The organism is Erythrobacter sp. LQ02-29 (assembly GCF_022576075.2).
In the GTDB taxonomy this organism is placed as follows: Bacteria; Pseudomonadota; Alphaproteobacteria; order Sphingomonadales; family Sphingomonadaceae; genus Alteriqipengyuania.
In genome coordinates this window covers 2,347,489-2,363,290 of the sequence record NZ_JANCNT010000001.1, presented here as the reverse complement: position 1 = coordinate 2,363,290, position 15,802 = coordinate 2,347,489, and the positions used below count along the sequence as shown (strand labels likewise).

15 protein-coding genes, 1 tRNA gene and 1 pseudogene are annotated in these 15,802 nt (G+C 59.9%); 10 read left to right on the top strand and 7 right to left on the bottom strand.

The genetic code is table 11. From position 1 onward, the window contains the following. The first annotated feature begins 23 nt into the window (after window positions 1–23). From thiE to MKP08_RS11635, 3 genes are read left to right on the top strand one after another with little or no spacing between them, the layout of a single operon-like run. Window positions 24–656, top strand: a complete 633-nt coding sequence (gene thiE / locus MKP08_RS11645; RefSeq protein ID WP_241553966.1) for a thiamine phosphate synthase — start codon at window positions 24–26, stop codon at window positions 654–656. 46 nt (window positions 657–702) lie between these two features. Continuing rightward, on the top strand, window positions 703–1,932 hold the full coding sequence (locus tag MKP08_RS11640) for a L,D-transpeptidase family protein (RefSeq protein ID WP_241553965.1): 1,230 nt from the start codon (window positions 703–705) through the stop codon (window positions 1,930–1,932). An 18-nt stretch (window positions 1,933–1,950) separates the two neighbouring features. After that, complete coding sequence (locus MKP08_RS11635; RefSeq protein ID WP_241553964.1) at window positions 1,951–2,664, top strand: M23 family metallopeptidase; 714 nt, start codon at window positions 1,951–1,953, stop codon at window positions 2,662–2,664. A gap of 28 nt (window positions 2,665–2,692) precedes the next feature. On the opposite strand, the gene MKP08_RS11630 is transcribed toward MKP08_RS11635, so the two are convergent. Next, complete coding sequence (locus MKP08_RS11630; RefSeq protein WP_241553963.1) at window positions 2,693–3,061, bottom strand: hypothetical protein; 369 nt, start codon at window positions 3,059–3,061, stop codon at window positions 2,693–2,695. A gap of 132 nt (window positions 3,062–3,193) precedes the next feature. On the opposite strand from MKP08_RS11630, the gene efp reads away from it, so the two are divergent. The 3 genes from efp (at window position 3,194) to MKP08_RS11615 (ending at window position 4,725) form a co-directional block, all read left to right on the top strand. After that, window positions 3,194–3,757 (top strand): elongation factor P, encoded by a 564-nt coding sequence (gene efp / locus MKP08_RS11625; RefSeq protein WP_241553962.1) that lies wholly within the window; start codon window positions 3,194–3,196, stop codon window positions 3,755–3,757. Between the two features lie 12 nt (window positions 3,758–3,769). Next, the gene (locus MKP08_RS11620; protein ID WP_241553961.1) at window positions 3,770–4,588 is read left to right on the top strand and encodes an inositol monophosphatase family protein; all 819 of its coding nucleotides are present in this window, start codon (window positions 3,770–3,772) and stop codon (window positions 4,586–4,588) included. A 52-nt stretch (window positions 4,589–4,640) separates the two neighbouring features. Next, window positions 4,641–4,725: transfer RNA gene (locus tag MKP08_RS11615), tRNA-Leu, on the top strand. Between the two features lie 561 nt (window positions 4,726–5,286). Here MKP08_RS11615 and MKP08_RS14440 read toward each other — a convergent pair. The 6 genes and pseudogenes from MKP08_RS14440 to MKP08_RS11585 form a co-directional block, all read right to left on the bottom strand. Then, window positions 5,287–6,324 (bottom strand): annotated as a pseudogene (locus tag MKP08_RS14440) (recombinase family protein); the annotation flags it as partial. Between the two features lie 92 nt (window positions 6,325–6,416). Continuing rightward, on the bottom strand, window positions 6,417–6,734 hold the full coding sequence (locus MKP08_RS14435) for a recombinase family protein (RefSeq protein WP_373418089.1): 318 nt from the start codon (window positions 6,732–6,734) through the stop codon (window positions 6,417–6,419). A gap of 195 nt (window positions 6,735–6,929) precedes the next feature. Further along, on the bottom strand, window positions 6,930–7,934 hold the full coding sequence (locus MKP08_RS11600) for a hypothetical protein (protein WP_241553958.1): 1,005 nt from the start codon (window positions 7,932–7,934) through the stop codon (window positions 6,930–6,932). A 42-nt stretch (window positions 7,935–7,976) separates the two neighbouring features. Next, entirely contained in the window at window positions 7,977–9,470 is a 1,494-nt protein-coding gene (locus MKP08_RS11595) for a hypothetical protein (RefSeq protein ID WP_241553957.1), read from the bottom strand. A gap of 256 nt (window positions 9,471–9,726) precedes the next feature. Next, entirely contained in the window at window positions 9,727–10,323 is a 597-nt protein-coding gene (locus MKP08_RS11590) for a hypothetical protein (RefSeq protein WP_241553956.1), read from the bottom strand. Next, window positions 10,320–10,880: a hypothetical protein gene (locus tag MKP08_RS11585; protein WP_241553955.1), complete on the bottom strand. Its 561-nt coding sequence runs from the start codon at window positions 10,878–10,880 to the stop codon at window positions 10,320–10,322. Before MKP08_RS11585 ends, MKP08_RS11590 begins: the two co-directional genes overlap by 4 nt. A gap of 290 nt (window positions 10,881–11,170) precedes the next feature. Here MKP08_RS11585 and MKP08_RS11580 point away from each other — a divergent pair, with 290 nt between their 5' ends. The 4 genes from MKP08_RS11580 to MKP08_RS11565 all read left to right on the top strand — a co-directional run bounded on the left by MKP08_RS11580 (window position 11,171) and on the right by MKP08_RS11565 (window position 15,771). Then, window positions 11,171–13,396: a MobA/MobL family protein gene (locus tag MKP08_RS11580; protein WP_241553954.1), complete on the top strand. Its 2,226-nt coding sequence runs from the start codon at window positions 11,171–11,173 to the stop codon at window positions 13,394–13,396. 192 nt (window positions 13,397–13,588) lie between these two features. Then, complete coding sequence (locus MKP08_RS11575) at window positions 13,589–14,455, top strand: 3'-5' exonuclease (RefSeq protein WP_255750173.1); 867 nt, start codon at window positions 13,589–13,591, stop codon at window positions 14,453–14,455. Further along, window positions 14,442–15,113 carry a hypothetical protein gene (locus MKP08_RS11570; RefSeq protein WP_241553952.1) on the top strand — a complete coding sequence of 224 codons (672 nt, stop codon included), beginning with the start codon at window positions 14,442–14,444 and terminating at the stop codon, window positions 15,111–15,113. The genes MKP08_RS11575 and MKP08_RS11570 overlap by 14 nt, the downstream gene beginning before the upstream one ends. 85 nt (window positions 15,114–15,198) lie before the next feature. Then, complete coding sequence (locus MKP08_RS11565; RefSeq protein ID WP_241553951.1) at window positions 15,199–15,771, top strand: hypothetical protein; 573 nt, start codon at window positions 15,199–15,201, stop codon at window positions 15,769–15,771. Window positions 15,772–15,802: the final 31 nt, after the last annotated feature.

Genomic DNA, 15,802 nt, shown 5'->3' with positions numbered 1-15,802 from the left:
CCCATATCGCCTAATTCGTCACCATGATCGACTGTCAGCTTTACCTCATTTCCCCGCTCGACGTCTCGGGTGCCTTCCCGGACCGGCTTTCCCGTGCTCTCGATGCCGGGGGCGGGCGAGCGACCGCATTCCAATTCCGGGTGAAGGGGGTGGATCAGCACGAAGCCGCTCGTCTCGCCGAACCGCTGCAAGGCATCTGCGCCCAGCGCGACGTCGCGTTCATCGTCAACGACGACGTAGCGTTGGCGAAGCGATTGGGCGCGGACGGAGTTCACCTCGGGCAAGGGGACGGCGACCCGAAGGAGGCACGCGAAGAGCTGGGCCGCGAGGCGCAGATCGGCGTCACATGCCACGCGTCGCGCCATCTGGCGATGGAGGCGGGGGAGGCGGGGGCCGATTACGTCGCGTTCGGATCGTTTTTTCCCAGCACGACCAAGGCTAGCGAGCATCGGCCCGAACCCGACCTGCTCGAATGGTGGAGCCGGGTGTTCGAGATCCCCTGCGTCGCGATCGGGGGTATTACCCCTGCCAATTGCGGACCGCTGGTAAGTGCGGGTGCGGATTTCCTGGCCGTCTCGGGTGCCGTCTGGAGCGGAGACGAACAGGCCGCGATGGCCGCGTTCGCGCAAGCCATGGAGCGAGCCGCCACCGATTAGGAGCCAAAGCAGGCAATACGCGTTGGATGCCACGAAGGAGTTTTAGATGCGTCAAACGATTGGGATCGCGGCTTTGTTCGCCTTGGCAGCTTGTGGAATGAACGGCACCGACGGGGATGATGGCGCGCAGGATAGCGCAGCGACCACGCCTGCCGCCCCCAGCAACAATCTCGCCGACAGCATGGCGTCGCACGACGGGACGAACCAGTCGTCGCAGGACGTGCCGGACATTCCCGACGCCGAACAGCGCCCCATGATGCAGGCTCAGGTTGTACTCGACCGCCAGGGGTTCGGCCCCGGCGTGGTCGATGGCAAGATGGGCCTGTCGACCGAGAATGCGCTGAATGCTTTCCAGCGGGCAAACAAGCTGGATGAAACCGGCAAGCTTGATCAGCCCACGCGGCAGGCATTGTCCCAATGGCAATCCATTCCCGCAACCCGGGTCGTCCGCATTCCCGCCAATTGGGGCGATACGACCTATCAACCCATTCCGGACAAACCATCCGCTCAAGCCGAGATGCAGCGGCTCGGCTACACTTCTCTCGACGAGCGCCTGGCCGAGCGGTTTCATACCACGGTCGATACGCTCAAGGCGTTGAATCCCGGCGGCCAACCGGCGGGGAGCAAGGGCGCGGCAGCGGGACCTTCGGTGAGTCCCAGCGCAACCGCGTCTCCATCTCCAACCCCTACCGCGACCTCTTCCACGTCCACGGACGCAGCCGAAAAGACATCCAGCGTTTTCCGCGCTGGCCAATTGGTTCGCGTGCCCAATATCGGTGCAGATCGCATCGCGCCGGGCGCGATCGAGGATGCCGACTGGCAGCGTACGCTGACCTCACTAGGCGTCGGCAGCGAACAGCCGCATCTCGCGCGTATCGTTGTAAGCAAGTCGAAGGATACGCTGCTAGGCTATGACGACGACGGCAATCTGCGCGTCGCCTTCACCGTCACATCAGGTTCCAGCCACGATCCGCTACCGCTGGGCGACTGGAAGATAAACGGCATCTCGCACAATCCGAAATTCTCCTTCGACCCGTCGCTGTTCTGGGACGTCCCCGACGACGAGGCGGAGCATCGCTTGCCGCCGGGGCCGAACGGCCCGGTCGGCGTCGTCTGGATCGACCTGTCGAAAGAGCATTACGGCATCCATGGCACTTCGGAACCCGAAACGATCGGTCGCGCCCAGAGCCATGGCTGCGTTCGCCTGACGAACTGGGATGCGGCGCGATTGTCCGAGATGGTCGATCAAAAGACGAAAGTGGAATTCGTGGCGTGACGCGCTAGGGTCACCGACATGAAGTGGGCCGACCGCATCCTCACCGTAGTAGTGACCGCCACGCTGACCAGCGCGGTGTGGATCGTGGCGGGCGGCAGTCTGATCGAGATGGCGAGTGGCGAAGGTCAGCGCGAGGTCACCCGCCCGTCCGACGCGCAGCCGAGCCCCGCGGTGCAAACCGACAGCCTGACCTCGGAGCGCGGGCAGGCGACTTCGAACATCGTATCGAGCGGACTGGACGACAAATCGGCGGCCGCAATTCCCGGAGATTCTCAGCGCAATCTGATGATCCCCGTTCTGAACGTGCGGCCCGAGGACCTGACGGATACCTTCGCCGACGAGCGTGAGGGCGGGGGCCGACTGCACGAAGCGATCGACATCATGGCCCCCGAAGGCACCACGGTTGTCTCGGCCGCAGCGGGCAGGATCGAGAAGCTGTTCCGGTCGAAGGCGGGGGGCAACACGATCTATGTTCGCTCGCCGGATGGACAGGCGATCTACTATTACGCGCACCTGAAGGAATACGCCCAGGGATTGAAAGAAGGGCAGCAGGTTCGGCGCGGGCAGCGACTGGGCGCGGTGGGCAGTTCGGGAAATGCCTCAGCCGATGCGCCCCATCTCCATTTTGCGCTTCTGCGCACCACCCCCGATGCGGCGTGGTGGGAGCCCGCGAACGCGCTCAATCCCTACCCTCTGCTTGGCGGGAAGAAGAACGCGGGGTCGGGTAAATAGCGGGGTGAGGGTTCGCCTGCTCCGGTAGCTAGCGAGCGTTCGAACGCACGCAACGAACGTCGCCCACTTCGCTGCCCCCATTTCTCAGGGTCACCGTGTTTTCACCCGTTCGTTCGAACGTCTTGCCCTTGAGCGGTCCGCGCGTGAATTGCAGCGACTTGCCGCGCAGCAGATATACGCCCGATCCGTCCTCGGTACGGTAGCTGGAGGAATTGCCGATCGTGAAGTCCAGCGCCGGTACGGGGACACGCGCTTTCCCGCCTGCATCGCCGGGCAGCGAACAGTGGTAGCGCCCCTGCGGCAGGGTATCGACCGGCCCATCGACCGGCGGTGCGGCGGCGATCAGCCCGTAAGCGAGCGGAACCAGCGCGAAGGCGGAAAGAACTGACGATCTCATCTTGGTAATCCTCATAGTTAGGGCTGTATAGCACAGGCAAGCTTGCCCGTACCTGACCGGTGGGCTAGGGGGCGGGCTTTCGAGGGCGGCGCCCACAGCCGCCACAGACCCCCAGCAGGCAGGCAGTTTCCCATGAAGATCAGTGGCGTCGATATCCGTCCCGGCAACATCATCGAATACGAAAACGGGATCTGGAAAGTGGCCAAGATCCAGCATACCCAGCCGGGCAAGGGCGGTGCCTACATGCAGGTCGAGATGAAGAACCTGCAGGACGGTCGCAAGACCAATGTCCGCTTCCGCAGCGCCGACACCGTGGAGCGCGTGCGGCTCGATACGAAGGAATACCAGTTCCTGTACGAGGACGGCGACAACCTGATCTTCATGGATCAGGAAACCTTCGAGCAGATTCAGCTGCCATCCGATCTGCTCGGCGACGCCCGCCCGTTCCTGCAGGACGGCATGACCGTGACGCTGGAGCTGTGGGAAGAAAAGCCGATTTCGGTCGCGCTGCCCGAGCAGGTCGAGGCCGAGATCGTCGAAGCGGACGCGGTGGTGAAGGGGCAGACCGCCTCTTCCAGCTACAAGCCTGCCATCCTCGACAACGGCGTGCGCATCATGGTGCCGCCGCATATCGAGAGCGGGACGCGCATCGTGGTCGATGTGTATGAGCAGACCTATGTTGGGAAAGCCAACTGAGGCGCACGTAAAATGGCTGCTATTTCAGGATTGATCCGCGTCATGGAACGCGCCGCGCGCAAGGCGGGCGGTCGCTTGCGCCGCGACTTCGGGGAGGTCGAGCACCTTCAGGTGAGCCGCAAGGGGCCCGCCGACTTCGTATCGAAGGCGGACCGCATCGCGGAACGCACTCTCTATGACGAGCTGCGTCAGGCGCGGCCCGACTGGGGCTTCGTGATGGAGGAAGCGGGCGTGATCGAGGGCGACCCCGATCAGCCGCGCTGGATCGTCGACCCGCTCGATGGGACCAGCAATTTCCTTCACGGCATTCCGCATTTCGCCGTCTCCATCGCGGCGCAGGAGCCCAAGCTCGGTGGCGGGGGCTGGGGCGAAGTCGTCGCCGGTGTCGTGTACCAGCCGATCACCGACGAGACCTTCTGGGCCGAGAAATCGCGCGGCGCGTGGCTGCACGACGGTCGCTTGCGGGTAAGCGCACGCGCGCGTTTGCCGGATGCGCTGATCGCCACCGGTATCCCCTTTCAGGGCCATGGGGATTTTGGCGAGTGGGGCCGCATCTTCGGTGCCATCGGGCCGGAAGTCGCAGGAATCCGCCGCTATGGCGCGGCGTCGCTCGACCTCGCATGGGTCGCGGCGGGCCGCTTCGACGGGTTCTGGGAAAGCGGGCTGAGCGATTGGGATACCGCCGCGGGATGCCTGCTGGTGCGCGAGGCGGGCGGGTTCGTTTCCGACTATCGCGGCCGCTCGCAGCCGATCCATAGCGCGCAAGTGCTGGCGGCGAACGACAGTTTGCATTCCAAATTGCACAAGCTGCTGGTGAGCTCGCTGCGCTAACCCGCTTGCGAGTTGGGGCGGCCCCGGCTAACGCCGCCGCGCCCGCAGCAGTGCCCCTGTGGCGGAATTGGTAGACGCGTTCGACTCAAAATCGAATTTCCACGGAAGTGCCGGTTCGAGTCCGGCCAGGGGCACCATTTCCGGTCAAAGGTGGGCAATCCACCCTTCGACCGTGCGACGGCGGCAACTCCATGTTCGAGCGCTGCTGTCTCGCCCTCAATCTCGATGTTTGAACCAATCCGAATGCGGCTGATGAATGCTCGCGCAATGCGCTGCCGCACGTCGCTATCCCCGTGGACTAGGTTCTGACGGACGATCTCTCCGAACTTGCGAATAGCAGTTGGCGTTATCCGGGCTGGTCCGCGATCCAGTTGCTGGCGCAGCACTTTCGCGGCGCTGTTGAGACCATCAATTTCTGCCTTTCTCGCCTTGATCCGAAATGCAATGTCGGGATCACGAGCCGAGATCGTGCCGATCTCGATCCCATCGTGTAGATTGGAGAGCCGCTTACGCGCTTCGACGATCCTCTCTTCGCACTGTTGCAATTCGATCTGCTTGCATTTGCGGGCCTCGTCCGAAGTGTCGAGAACGCGGCTGAGGAGACTTTCGAGGTTGGCCTGATCGAAGACCCTTTCGGCGACTTTTTCCATGACCAGCGGATCAAGCTTGTCCGTGCGCATATTCGGGCAGCGACAGGAGGAAGCGCCACGGTTCGTTCGCTCATTGCACTTATAATAGCGATATCGGCCGGACCCCCCGGTCGCCACGGTCATTCCTGCACCACAATTGGGCATGCCGCAGTGGGCTATGCCGATGAGCAGCGTGGGACCGTTTACAATGCGCGGAGCAGTGTTTCGCGGGGCTCGGGTGGCACGAAGGGCGGCAATGTGATCGAATGTCTCTTTCGAGATGAGTTGAGGACACTTGACCATCGTCCACTCATCTTCCGGCAGAAGATTTCCCCGCTCGTCGAACTTGTTACCCGGAAACTCTCCCAAATAATGAGGCCGCGAGAGGATGCCCGCGATGTTCGAGTTGTGGAACTTGCCGCCACGACGCGTATAGCCGTGCTGATTCAGATATTCAGCAATCGCTCGGCCTCCCATCGGAGTTCCGTCGATACCGAGCTTTGCGAGGTCGAAGATCTTGCGAACGATCAGCGCCTCTTCCTCGTTGATAAAGAGTTTCTTCTTTTCTTTCTTCCCTCTGATTTCCACCGTGCGAGATTCGTAACCGAGCGGAACGGTTCCGCCTGGCCAGAACCCCTCTTCGGCAGTGCCCCTGAGACCCCGGCGAGTATTCATTGACGCCTTCACAATCGCGTCTTGGTCCTGCCAACCGGTCAGCAGCTGGTGGAGCATGCCAAAATGGCTTTCTTCGAAGGTCTGGTAGGCAAACAGACATTTAACGCCGGCTCGTTTCAGTTGCCCTTGGGTGGTAACAATCAATTCAACATCGCGTGCGAGGCGCGCCATGTCGGCTGCAACGACAAAGTCCACCGGATGGTCGTCACCCGTGGCCAAGAGCATCATCCGGTTGAACTCAGGCCTTTTCCAGTCCGAGCCGGAAAGGCCAGGTTCAACGAAGATTTCGATGAGCTCGATGCCCTGCTTGTCACAGTAGTTCTGCAGGTCGACTTTCTGCTGACGCAGAGAGGTTTTGTGCTCCGCTTGCTCGCTCGTGCTGACGCGGACATATCCGAATGCGCGCTTCTTCCTCGAATTTTCAGCGATCATTCTGTGCATCTCCGTCATGTCCAGCCGTCGTTCCTAGATAGGACCAAAATCCGCTTGTGGACCAAGCAAAAATCTCGTGCGTCAGACCAATCCTATCCTTCCGAGCTGATAATCTCGATGCCAGCAGCACTGAACTTTTCCTCCAGCCTCCGCAGTTCCGCAATAGACCGCGAGAGACGGGTTTTGTTCGCGACTACGATCGCACGAACGCCGCTGCTTTCCGCAGTCTTCACGAGATGCTCGAGCTCGGACTGGCCGGAGTGCGCCGGACCAATGTCGGCGAACACACGCTGCAGATGCACTCCACAGGAAGCTGCTGCCCGTGTAATCGCGTCGTTCTGAGTCGCGATAGAAGCCGCCGCGCTCTGAGAGTTCGAAGAACAGCGCACATATCCAAAAGCCTTAGTCATTAAATATCTCCTTGAGAGCGTCCTCGCCAATAAGTTCGAGCAACAGGCGGGCGAGGTCATCCTCCGAGGGAGGCGTCAGCCACTCGATTTCTGCATGTGCATTCTCGAGCGGCAACGACGTCGTGCGCGCGCGACGGGGTCTATCATACCCTGCTTTCGCCAGCATCCGATCCATCGCTACCGTCCCAATCCGAGTCAGATCCGCGGCGGCGAAGCCGCATCCGGATTCGTTAGGAATGTGAGAAGCGCGTCGAGCGCAGCGTCGAATTCTTTGGCGGGATAGCCGGGCGGGAAATTGATCACCGGCCCACCCTGGCGCTTCTTGTCGACGCAGATCTTGGCTTTCAGGCCGGGCCGCTTGATCGGTGTCCCGAGCACGCGATTGCGCCGCTTGGGCTCGCTACGCCTGGGGTTGATGCCGAGCTTCGTGCGGAGTTCGTCGGCGCTGATCGGCTCATCAGAAGCGATCAGGTCTTCGACTTTCTTCCTGAACCGATCGCAGTGGCGCGAATTTTGGTTGGCATCAGTCGCATCGACCTTCTTCAGTCGCTCCAGCGTCGTGTAAAGATCGAACCAGAGACTGCGGGAAATTTTCGAACGATCGATCAGCAGGTCTGCGAGATCTTCGAATTCCTCTTCGGCTTCTGCTGCCGAAATCATCTGCGAGACATTTCCGGCACTGACAGATAGCTCTTTCGCGATCGCGTCCTGCGACACGCCTGCCCGATGACGCGCGAGCGCTTGGCGGGCCGGAACCATCGGCTCACGTTTGCGGCGATGCCGGGTATCGGCGAGCCGAATTGCGAGTGCGTTATTTTCGTCGACCGCAACCGTCTTGACCATCGCATCAGGGTCAAGCGCGATCACCGCCTGAAGCGCGACAAACCCGTCGATCAGGAATAGGCTGTTCCCGCGTTTGACGACTTTGAATGGCGCGATGAGATGCTTCTGCGCGGCTACTGTCTTGGCCTGCGCCAGATCGTCTTCGGAGTATGCCCTCCGCTCATGAAGCGTCGGATCAATCTGGATGTCCCGCGCCAATACGTAATCGGCAGCGGCTTCCATTCTTTCCGAAATTGTGGATTTGCTTGTCGATGCCAGAGCGCCAGGGCCTGAGGTTGAAGCCTCATCTGTGTCGCCAACGCCTTCGATATTTTGGCCTTCTTCAAAGGCCAGTGAAGCCTGATTTAAGGTGTCCATGGTGTGCCTCCGTTTTCGAGAGGCACACCAATTACGCGGGGCCTACGCGTGATTCAGGAGGAGTTTGGAGCGCTGTCTGGTGCGCGAATTTTGAATAGAAACCGCAGATTTCTGGGCTTTTTCTGCGCCACTCTCGATACAAGCAGGAAATTTCGCCTGTTTATTGGAGGGCGGCTTTTTGCCCGCAGGCGGATTCGCCGACGAATCAGGAAGCTTCACGCCAAAATCCCGGAGAGTGAAAGGCGCGATTATGCATTCGCTTAGTCGGCTCGCGAAGATCGCCGATGTCTCGATATGCCGCTTTCGATCTTCCAACACATAGCGCTGGTCGAGGACAGCCAGTTCGTCGTGCCAGTCATCGCGGGCTGCTAGAAGAGCAGGTATGGGCGAGCTCTGTGTCCACGCATCAGGGAAGAAGAACGCCTTGACCGCTGGATTTCGAGCCGGATCGAACAATCCCTCGTTGGACAGGCGCTTGGTGTCGCTGCGAAAACTCTCGACATAGGATGCGCCGACGAAATAGTGATCGAGCACCGCTGCTAGCGGTTCGCCACCAGCGTCAGCCGTCGCTGTTGTTCCGGTGTCCGGCGGGCAATCAAAGACTGACCAGCCCTTCGCCTTCCTTCGTTCGACTTCACAGCTAGCATACCCGTGATTCTCTTCGCTGAGCCGTTTCGCTAGATGCGTCGCCGCACGTCCAGGGTCGTGATGGGCAACGAAATTGATGGCAAGGCGGAAGATTTTCGAACGCAGCGCATCATGCTCAACGGAGCCAGCATGGTATCCAAAGTTCGCAACTTTGCGATGGCCGATCTCGCTGAAAAGATGCAGGATATACTGTAGGTCATCCCAGCCGACGACGCGAGCTTCTATCCGCTCTTTGTCGGGCTCGATGCTGCGACTTGCGATTGGCAAAGAATCCGAAGTCTTCGCTGCCAGGTCAGCATGCTGTTCGTGATCTGCATGAGTCAGGATATGTGGATGGGTTCTGGCGATCGACAAAAGCATTGGACTCACCGATGCGAAGAGGCGAGTGCGGTTCTGGCGCCGCGTTCGTTTTTGCGTCTCACGCACATTATCCAGTCCCGTAAGGCAATCCATCCCGCGCTCGAGTTCGAACAGATCCTCGGCAACGTAGCGGATCAAATTGATTGGCAGAGATGGCGAGGACTTCACGCGGTCGCTCAATTTGTCGAAAGCCTCGTTTGATCGGAATGGACGCGGGCTATCGTCAGGGTAGAGAGCGCAGAAGCCCTCGAGATCGCGGATCCAGAAACGTTCGAAAGCCGGTTTTCCTCTTCCTCCATGGCGGTGATTGTCCCAAGCCCACAGATAGACCGCTTCGACATCTTCGAAAGCCCAGCCTGTGACGTGGAGATAGGCATCCCTGACGTTGGCGGACTGGTGTGATTGGGAGGCCATTGTCATCTCTCCACCCCAGTCAAAAAGAAAAGGATACCTTGCCGCAAGGTAAGGTCTGATCTGCTCGCGAGACCTTGGTATCGGAATCTGGTCAGGGGCGGTGGCGATGCCCATCCCGTGAAGCCTCTGACGCATTTTAGTGATGGCCGGATGGGTGGGAAACCAGACGTCCCGGAGCCCTGCCGGACGCTTCGGCTCAGAGAGCCCGAAACATTGGCCTTCCCCTACCTTCTGGTTAAATCGGACTGCGTGTGTCTTGAAAGATCCATGATGGATGTTCTGAGCGATCCATTGGAACGCAGATACTAGAAACTCGACAACGATCTTTTCACTTACGGTCCCAACCGTCGGAGTTGGGGACGGCTTGCAATTACAGGCCCGAGTCATGCTCTGCCCCCTGAAGCTGGGCAAATTTTGCGTGAAAGGCGTCGATCTCGCCCTGGGTCGGTCTCTCGCCATTCCAGAACTTGTTTTTCAGGCTATTTGCCATTTGAACGCAGGTGGACGCGATAGAAAGCTTCTCGGCCAGAAGGACCCTAGCTGCTTCCAGATCGTCGGAAGGCGGTCGAAAGTTCGGGTCGCTATTGATGACCCATGAGGCCGCTATCCATGACTCTGGCATCCGATTGGCTGGAACATCCGCCAAAAGCGCCTCTTGAAGTTCGGAAAGCGTCTCAGCGCCTGCGTCGTGCGACGACAATTCATCCCACCAAGCGAGCGCCTGTTTCGTCCGAGTGATGAGGGCGCTCAGCTCTTTTTGCTTGTCCAAATACAAGTGGGCCATGCACGCGCCCCACTGTTTGAGCTGATCGTTGTATTGCAGTTTAATGGCTGCAGCTGTCTTTATCGATCCGTCGCTTACGGCTGTATCATGCTCCGCTTTCAGGTCGTTTATAGTCCTCGCAATTTCGTCTGGATGGTCGATCGTGACCTCGGTCTTATCAGGCATCCGCCATTGGAATTTCATGGCCGGACCTCCCGGTATTTGGGGTTGGCACCGATATCGCGCAGCCATTCGAAGGCAGCCCTACGATCAGGCACGGCGGGGAAGGCTATGCCGTGATAGGCGCAGGTTACGCGGATCAGATGCATCTGTTTTTTGGAAGGCGGCCGTCCGGCGAGCCGATGAAGATCCTCATCGGTCAGTCCGTCGAGATATGGCCTCGTTCTGTCCGTGTAGCGATCAAAGCCACGCCGCCACTCCGCATACCGGCCGAACTGTTCGAGCCGCGTTGGTATCAGCTCCAGCAGTTCGAGAAGCCCCGATCCTATGGTCTCATTATCGTCGTCGCTTGCCTCGCCGACAATCTGAGAAGCCTCCTCCACAACGGTCCTCGCCTGATCGAAAGCGAGTGAAAGCAGACCATCGAGCGCGCGGGCGTGCTGGGCGCTCAGTCCATATTGGACCAAAACGGCGCCCAGCGTGATTTGATGATACACATCCTTCGGATCGCGAAACCCCGTCTCACCTGGTGTGATCTCGGGTGCAGCCAATCGCTGCTCGGTTCTGGCCAACGATGCCATCGCCCGATCGAGTTGAGAGGCTAGGTGCTCAAGGTCAGTGCCCGAGCTGGGATTTAAGTCGTGTTCCATCGACCAGTTATATTCCGGTTGGCCGAAATATCCAAACAGGTCAGCGCGGTAAGGGGCAGATTGTGCTGCCACTTAAGCAAATGGGGATTGCGGCGGAGGTGGGAGCAGCGGACAATACGCAGACAAGTTTAGCGCACTAAAGGATGAAGTGGGGGCGGTACGCGAAATAATGTTTGCCACTTAATGCAGCTCCGCCGCCCCCGTTTGCAAAGACCGCCCCCATGAAGATCAAGCAAGATCGCAAATGCCAATATGTCGAAGCGGGATCGAAGCAATGCGCGAGTCTCGTGCGGGCTTCGCGCGATCCTTGGCTGCGGATCGAATGGCAAGCTGAACAAGCGAGGTTACGCGCGGCCTGGAGCGAAGCGCAGCACATCAAGTCGATGAAGAAGTTGGAGAGGGAAGCTGAAATCCGGCATCGGGCGCGTGAACGTGCCTTCTTCTGGTTTCGGATCAAGGCGAAGAACTGGGGTGAAGAGAAGGGCCAAGGATACAAGGCTAGCACATCTTCACGGGCGATCCGTATCGGCAATACGAGGGGCTGGATGCCACGTTACACGACGCCGATACGAACCTCACAGGGGCTGCTCTTCCCCTTCCAGCGCACGGTCTACCGGAACGCAAAATCGAGCAAGCAGGGCGCCGCAAAGGATTTGGTTCTCTACGGCGCCGATGGCGCGCATGAATTCGATGACGGCGGCCTGGCGTTCTTCAGTTCCGTCGGCCTGTCAGTCGAGGAGACAGCCGAAGCTTTTGACGAACTTGAGCGCGTGAACCGGTCGGCGGCTGCCAATGCAAAGGTCGTCCATCACATGATCATCCAGTCGATGCACGAATTGCCGCCGGAAGAGCAATGGGCGATGCTGCTACGTTATTGTGACCAGGCATTCGGCAGCCAAGATCTCCCCTATTCCGTCTGTCTGCACGCGCCGTCGGAGCAAGGCGATCAGCGTAACTGGCACGCTCATGTCGTATTTTCCTATCGGCCCATGGTGCGCACCGATGAGGCAGAGTGGCAGATCGGTCGAGCAATCCGGACCGACCTCGACTGCCCGGAGCAATGGACCCGGATGCGATTCCTTTTGTCCGAGGAACTCAATCGGACAGCCGAAATGCACGGCGTCGACAAGCGATACACGCACCTATCTTATGCAGCGGCCGGAATCGACTACATCCCCCAGGAGCATCTTGGCGCAGGCCTCACAGAGAAGGTCAGGCGCGGAGAGAGGGTAGAGCTGAACGAGCATAACCTGACCGTGGTCGCACGTAATTCAGCTCTTCAGGCGGTGCGGGAAATGCGCAGCGTCTTGCGAGCAGGGGTGGCCGCAGTTGCTGACTTCGTCCGGACGGAGCGCAATGCACTTCTCGCGGCAATGGCGATCCAGCCTGCCACATCGGCGGGGGGCACCAGAGCATTCGATGTTCGTGGTGTCCCAATCCCGGTGCTGCCGCCGACCTTGGAAGACGACAACCATCGAGACGGCGTCGACCCAGCCAATGATGATATCGCAGCACCGGATCGGGGTGAAACGTCATCCCAAGTTGCTTTCGGAACGATAGTTCCTGATCAACCGGCCCCGTTGGACGGCGCACGGCCTGGCACATCCCGCTTTGCTCATACATCACCTCCGACACTGCCGGAGGAGCTGGTCGAGCCAAAGTTCCGGCCGGCAACAATAATTGCAGGGGCACCTGCTTTACCGGACAGCCTAACCGAGGTGGTGCCGCCAGACACGATGTGGAAGGCACCGTGGATGGCACCCGCATTGCCCATGCCTTTGGTCGAGGACGAAGAAGAAACACCCTCCGTTTGGTGGCTCGCTACCAGTGCCCTAGCGACGCCAATTACGCCTGAACCGATTGAAGATGCGAAAACCGAGGCCGATCCTGATTCTCGACTGGCAGAAACAGCCCCGCGACAGCCAGCGCCTCTGGCCAAAAGTGCCGAGAGTTCACCAGCGTGGGCGTTCAACACGTCTTCCAGTGCCAAGTGCGCGCCGCAGCTTCCCGCCCAGCTCGGCCCGGATGGGCAGGTATCGTCGAATTCAAGCGCTACGTGGAGCTTCCATCGCCGCGCGCCGCTATATCCTGAAGCGTTACTTCCGAACTCGGACGCTAATAGCTTAAGTTTGCACGAGCCAGCTGTCTCCCGGCCCAGCCAGCCTGAAGGGACTTCGCCGGACCAAGATTTCGAAAGCCATTTTAGTAGACTAAAGCCAGACAGGCCAGCATATCCCATCGACCTGACCGATGACCAAAAAGCCGATAAAAGCGGTCGTTCAACGCCGACCGTTCGCAGTGCGAGTGGCGCTACTGGGCTCGAAGGCTCTGGCATGAGTGAAAGACGCCGGAAGCGAAAAAGCGAAACGAAATCGAGCAAGACATCGCAGCGCTCAAAGGGATCGCCGTCCTGGCCTTGGGAAAACGGCGGCAACGACCTCCAGTGAATCCCTTATCGGAACCGGGTTAACTTGAGCCTCAACGCTGTCGTTGAACATTCCCCCGGAGTATGCATCCACATCAGGAAAATTCCGCACCGGCAGGTGCGCCCCTGAGCTGAAGAGCATCGCTGTCCCATGAGGACAGTAAGAGAGGGAAAATGCCTTCGGCTGTCCTCATCATCAAGATGAGGATTGAATATGAATACAATACCGATCGAACGGCCACGCACGGACAGCGCCGCATCTGTGCGCGCTCTTCGCAGGATACCACACATCGATGACTGGCCGAAGGCTGCCAGCCAACCCGTGGCAACCCGGCTGGCCATCGTCGATGTCGAAACTGATGGTCTTGATCCTTCGCGGGACAATTTGATCCAGATCGCCGTCGCGCTCGTCGATGTATCACAGGACGGACGGATCCTGCGCGTGGTAGACCACGGAACAGCCCTCGCGGACCCGGGACGACAAATTCCACCGAGGATCGCCAAGCTTACTGGCATTGATAACGGCGCAGTGCGCGGCAAAAAGATAAGGCATGCCGCGCTGACCAAGTTCATTTGTCAGGCCGACGTGGCGCTCGCCCACAACGCCGGATTCGATGCTGGATTTTGCAGGCGCTTATTGCCTGGCATCGAGCACCTGCCATGGATCTGCTCCTTCCGCGACGTCGACTGGTTGGGCCACGGGTTCGACGGCGCGAAGCTCGGCCACCTGCTGATGCAGCAGGGCCTATTCGCACCTACCGCTCATGATGCGATCGCCGACGTCGAAGCGCTGCTGGCATTGCTCGACAGCGAATTACCGACCGGAGAAACCGTATTGGCCGAGGCAATGCGCACCGCGCAGGTGCCGACCGTCCGTATCTTCGCCGAGCGCGCGCCCTACGAGACGCGGCACGAACTCAAGCGGTTCGGTTATCGCTGGAACCCGCACAAGAAGGTGTGGTGGACCGAAGTCGCAAAGGCGGATGTGCACGCGGAGCTGGCCTTGCTGCTGCGCATCGCACCAGGTGCCCGGCCCGTTCAGCAAACCATGACGTGGCATACGCGCCATGGGCAGGACTGAGACCGACGGCTGGCGTCGCTGGGCAACCAGCGGCGTCAGGTTCGGAAGGGTCGAAGAGGGTGAGCAGGATCCGAGAAGGGAAAATGCTCCGGCCGAATACGGCCGCAACCTCAAGCGAAGGATTACGGAAATGACGAATACGAACGATCGCGGCCTACAGCAACGCAAGCGTCGCATGATGGCGCTGCGCAAGGAGCTCGGCTTCCCCAAGGAGGCGCCTATTACGAGCGGGCTGGCATTCGCAGCGATTGACGACCCCAACGATGAAATTCTGTGCGCCATCGCCCAGAAGGCGATCGCCGAAAGGCAGGATACACTGATCCATTGCTATCCCAACATCGCAGCCACAGATCCTTTCTTGACCGTCCTAGTGCTGCGAACAGCGAATGGGGCAGAGCTGCTGCCGGTGGAGATCGTCCAGCGCAGAGCGGCAAAGCCCCTGCAGCTGATCACCAAGGATCGCACGCGCTGCTTCCGCCTCGATAGCCGGTGGCTTCTCCAGGAGACACGGGTTCCATCGGCGGCGAAGCTTCCGAAGGCCATCTTGGCTGCACAGGCGCGTTACGATGCTGCCCTGGCGGACACGTTCGGTAATCATGCCGGGTGGGATCCGCAGGTCGTGATCTTCGAGCGCGGCCCCGCCAGCGTGACCGCGTAACCCACAACCCCATCCTGAAAACCCAGTCGCTTGCGGGCGGTGTCTCCTCGGAGATGCCGCCCGCGGCGCATCGGGGGAGACACCAATGCTGGAACACCCAAACCACGTGCTGGCCATTTCAACGGTGCGGACGGCCAGCGCCACCGAACTTGAATATCCCGCAGGACCGATTGTCTGTCTCGCCACATTCTCGGTCGAGCGCACCAATGACGATGAAGCTCGGTTCGCATCGACCCATGTAACCTTCGAGCCGGGGGCGGACTGGCGGTTCCCGGGCGCACATATTCGCTGCCTGTTGCACCGTCACACGTTTGCGATTGGATGCCGGTCGTTCTCGCACAACAATCGAGAGGCATACCGGCGTAACCGATGCCCATCCTACGAGGAGCTACCGGGCACAGCACATCTACCCTCCATCCAGCGCCACGTGATCCGCGCACGCGAGAAGACGCTGGCAAGGCTCGCCCGCGACCACGGCCTGACGGTTAGCGACCGACCTCCCCACCTTCTGCAGGCCCAGCGCGAAGCAGCCGATCGCGCACAGGCGGCCTGGCTGATGGCGCTTGGGTTTGTCCGCAATCAGGAGGAGCGAGCCTATCTCTACGCTGCGTGGGAAGCCTGGCGGGCCTTGGAGCGAGCACGACCGCTCCCTTTTTGAAGAAGTTGAAAGTGCCGAGGATGAATTGAAA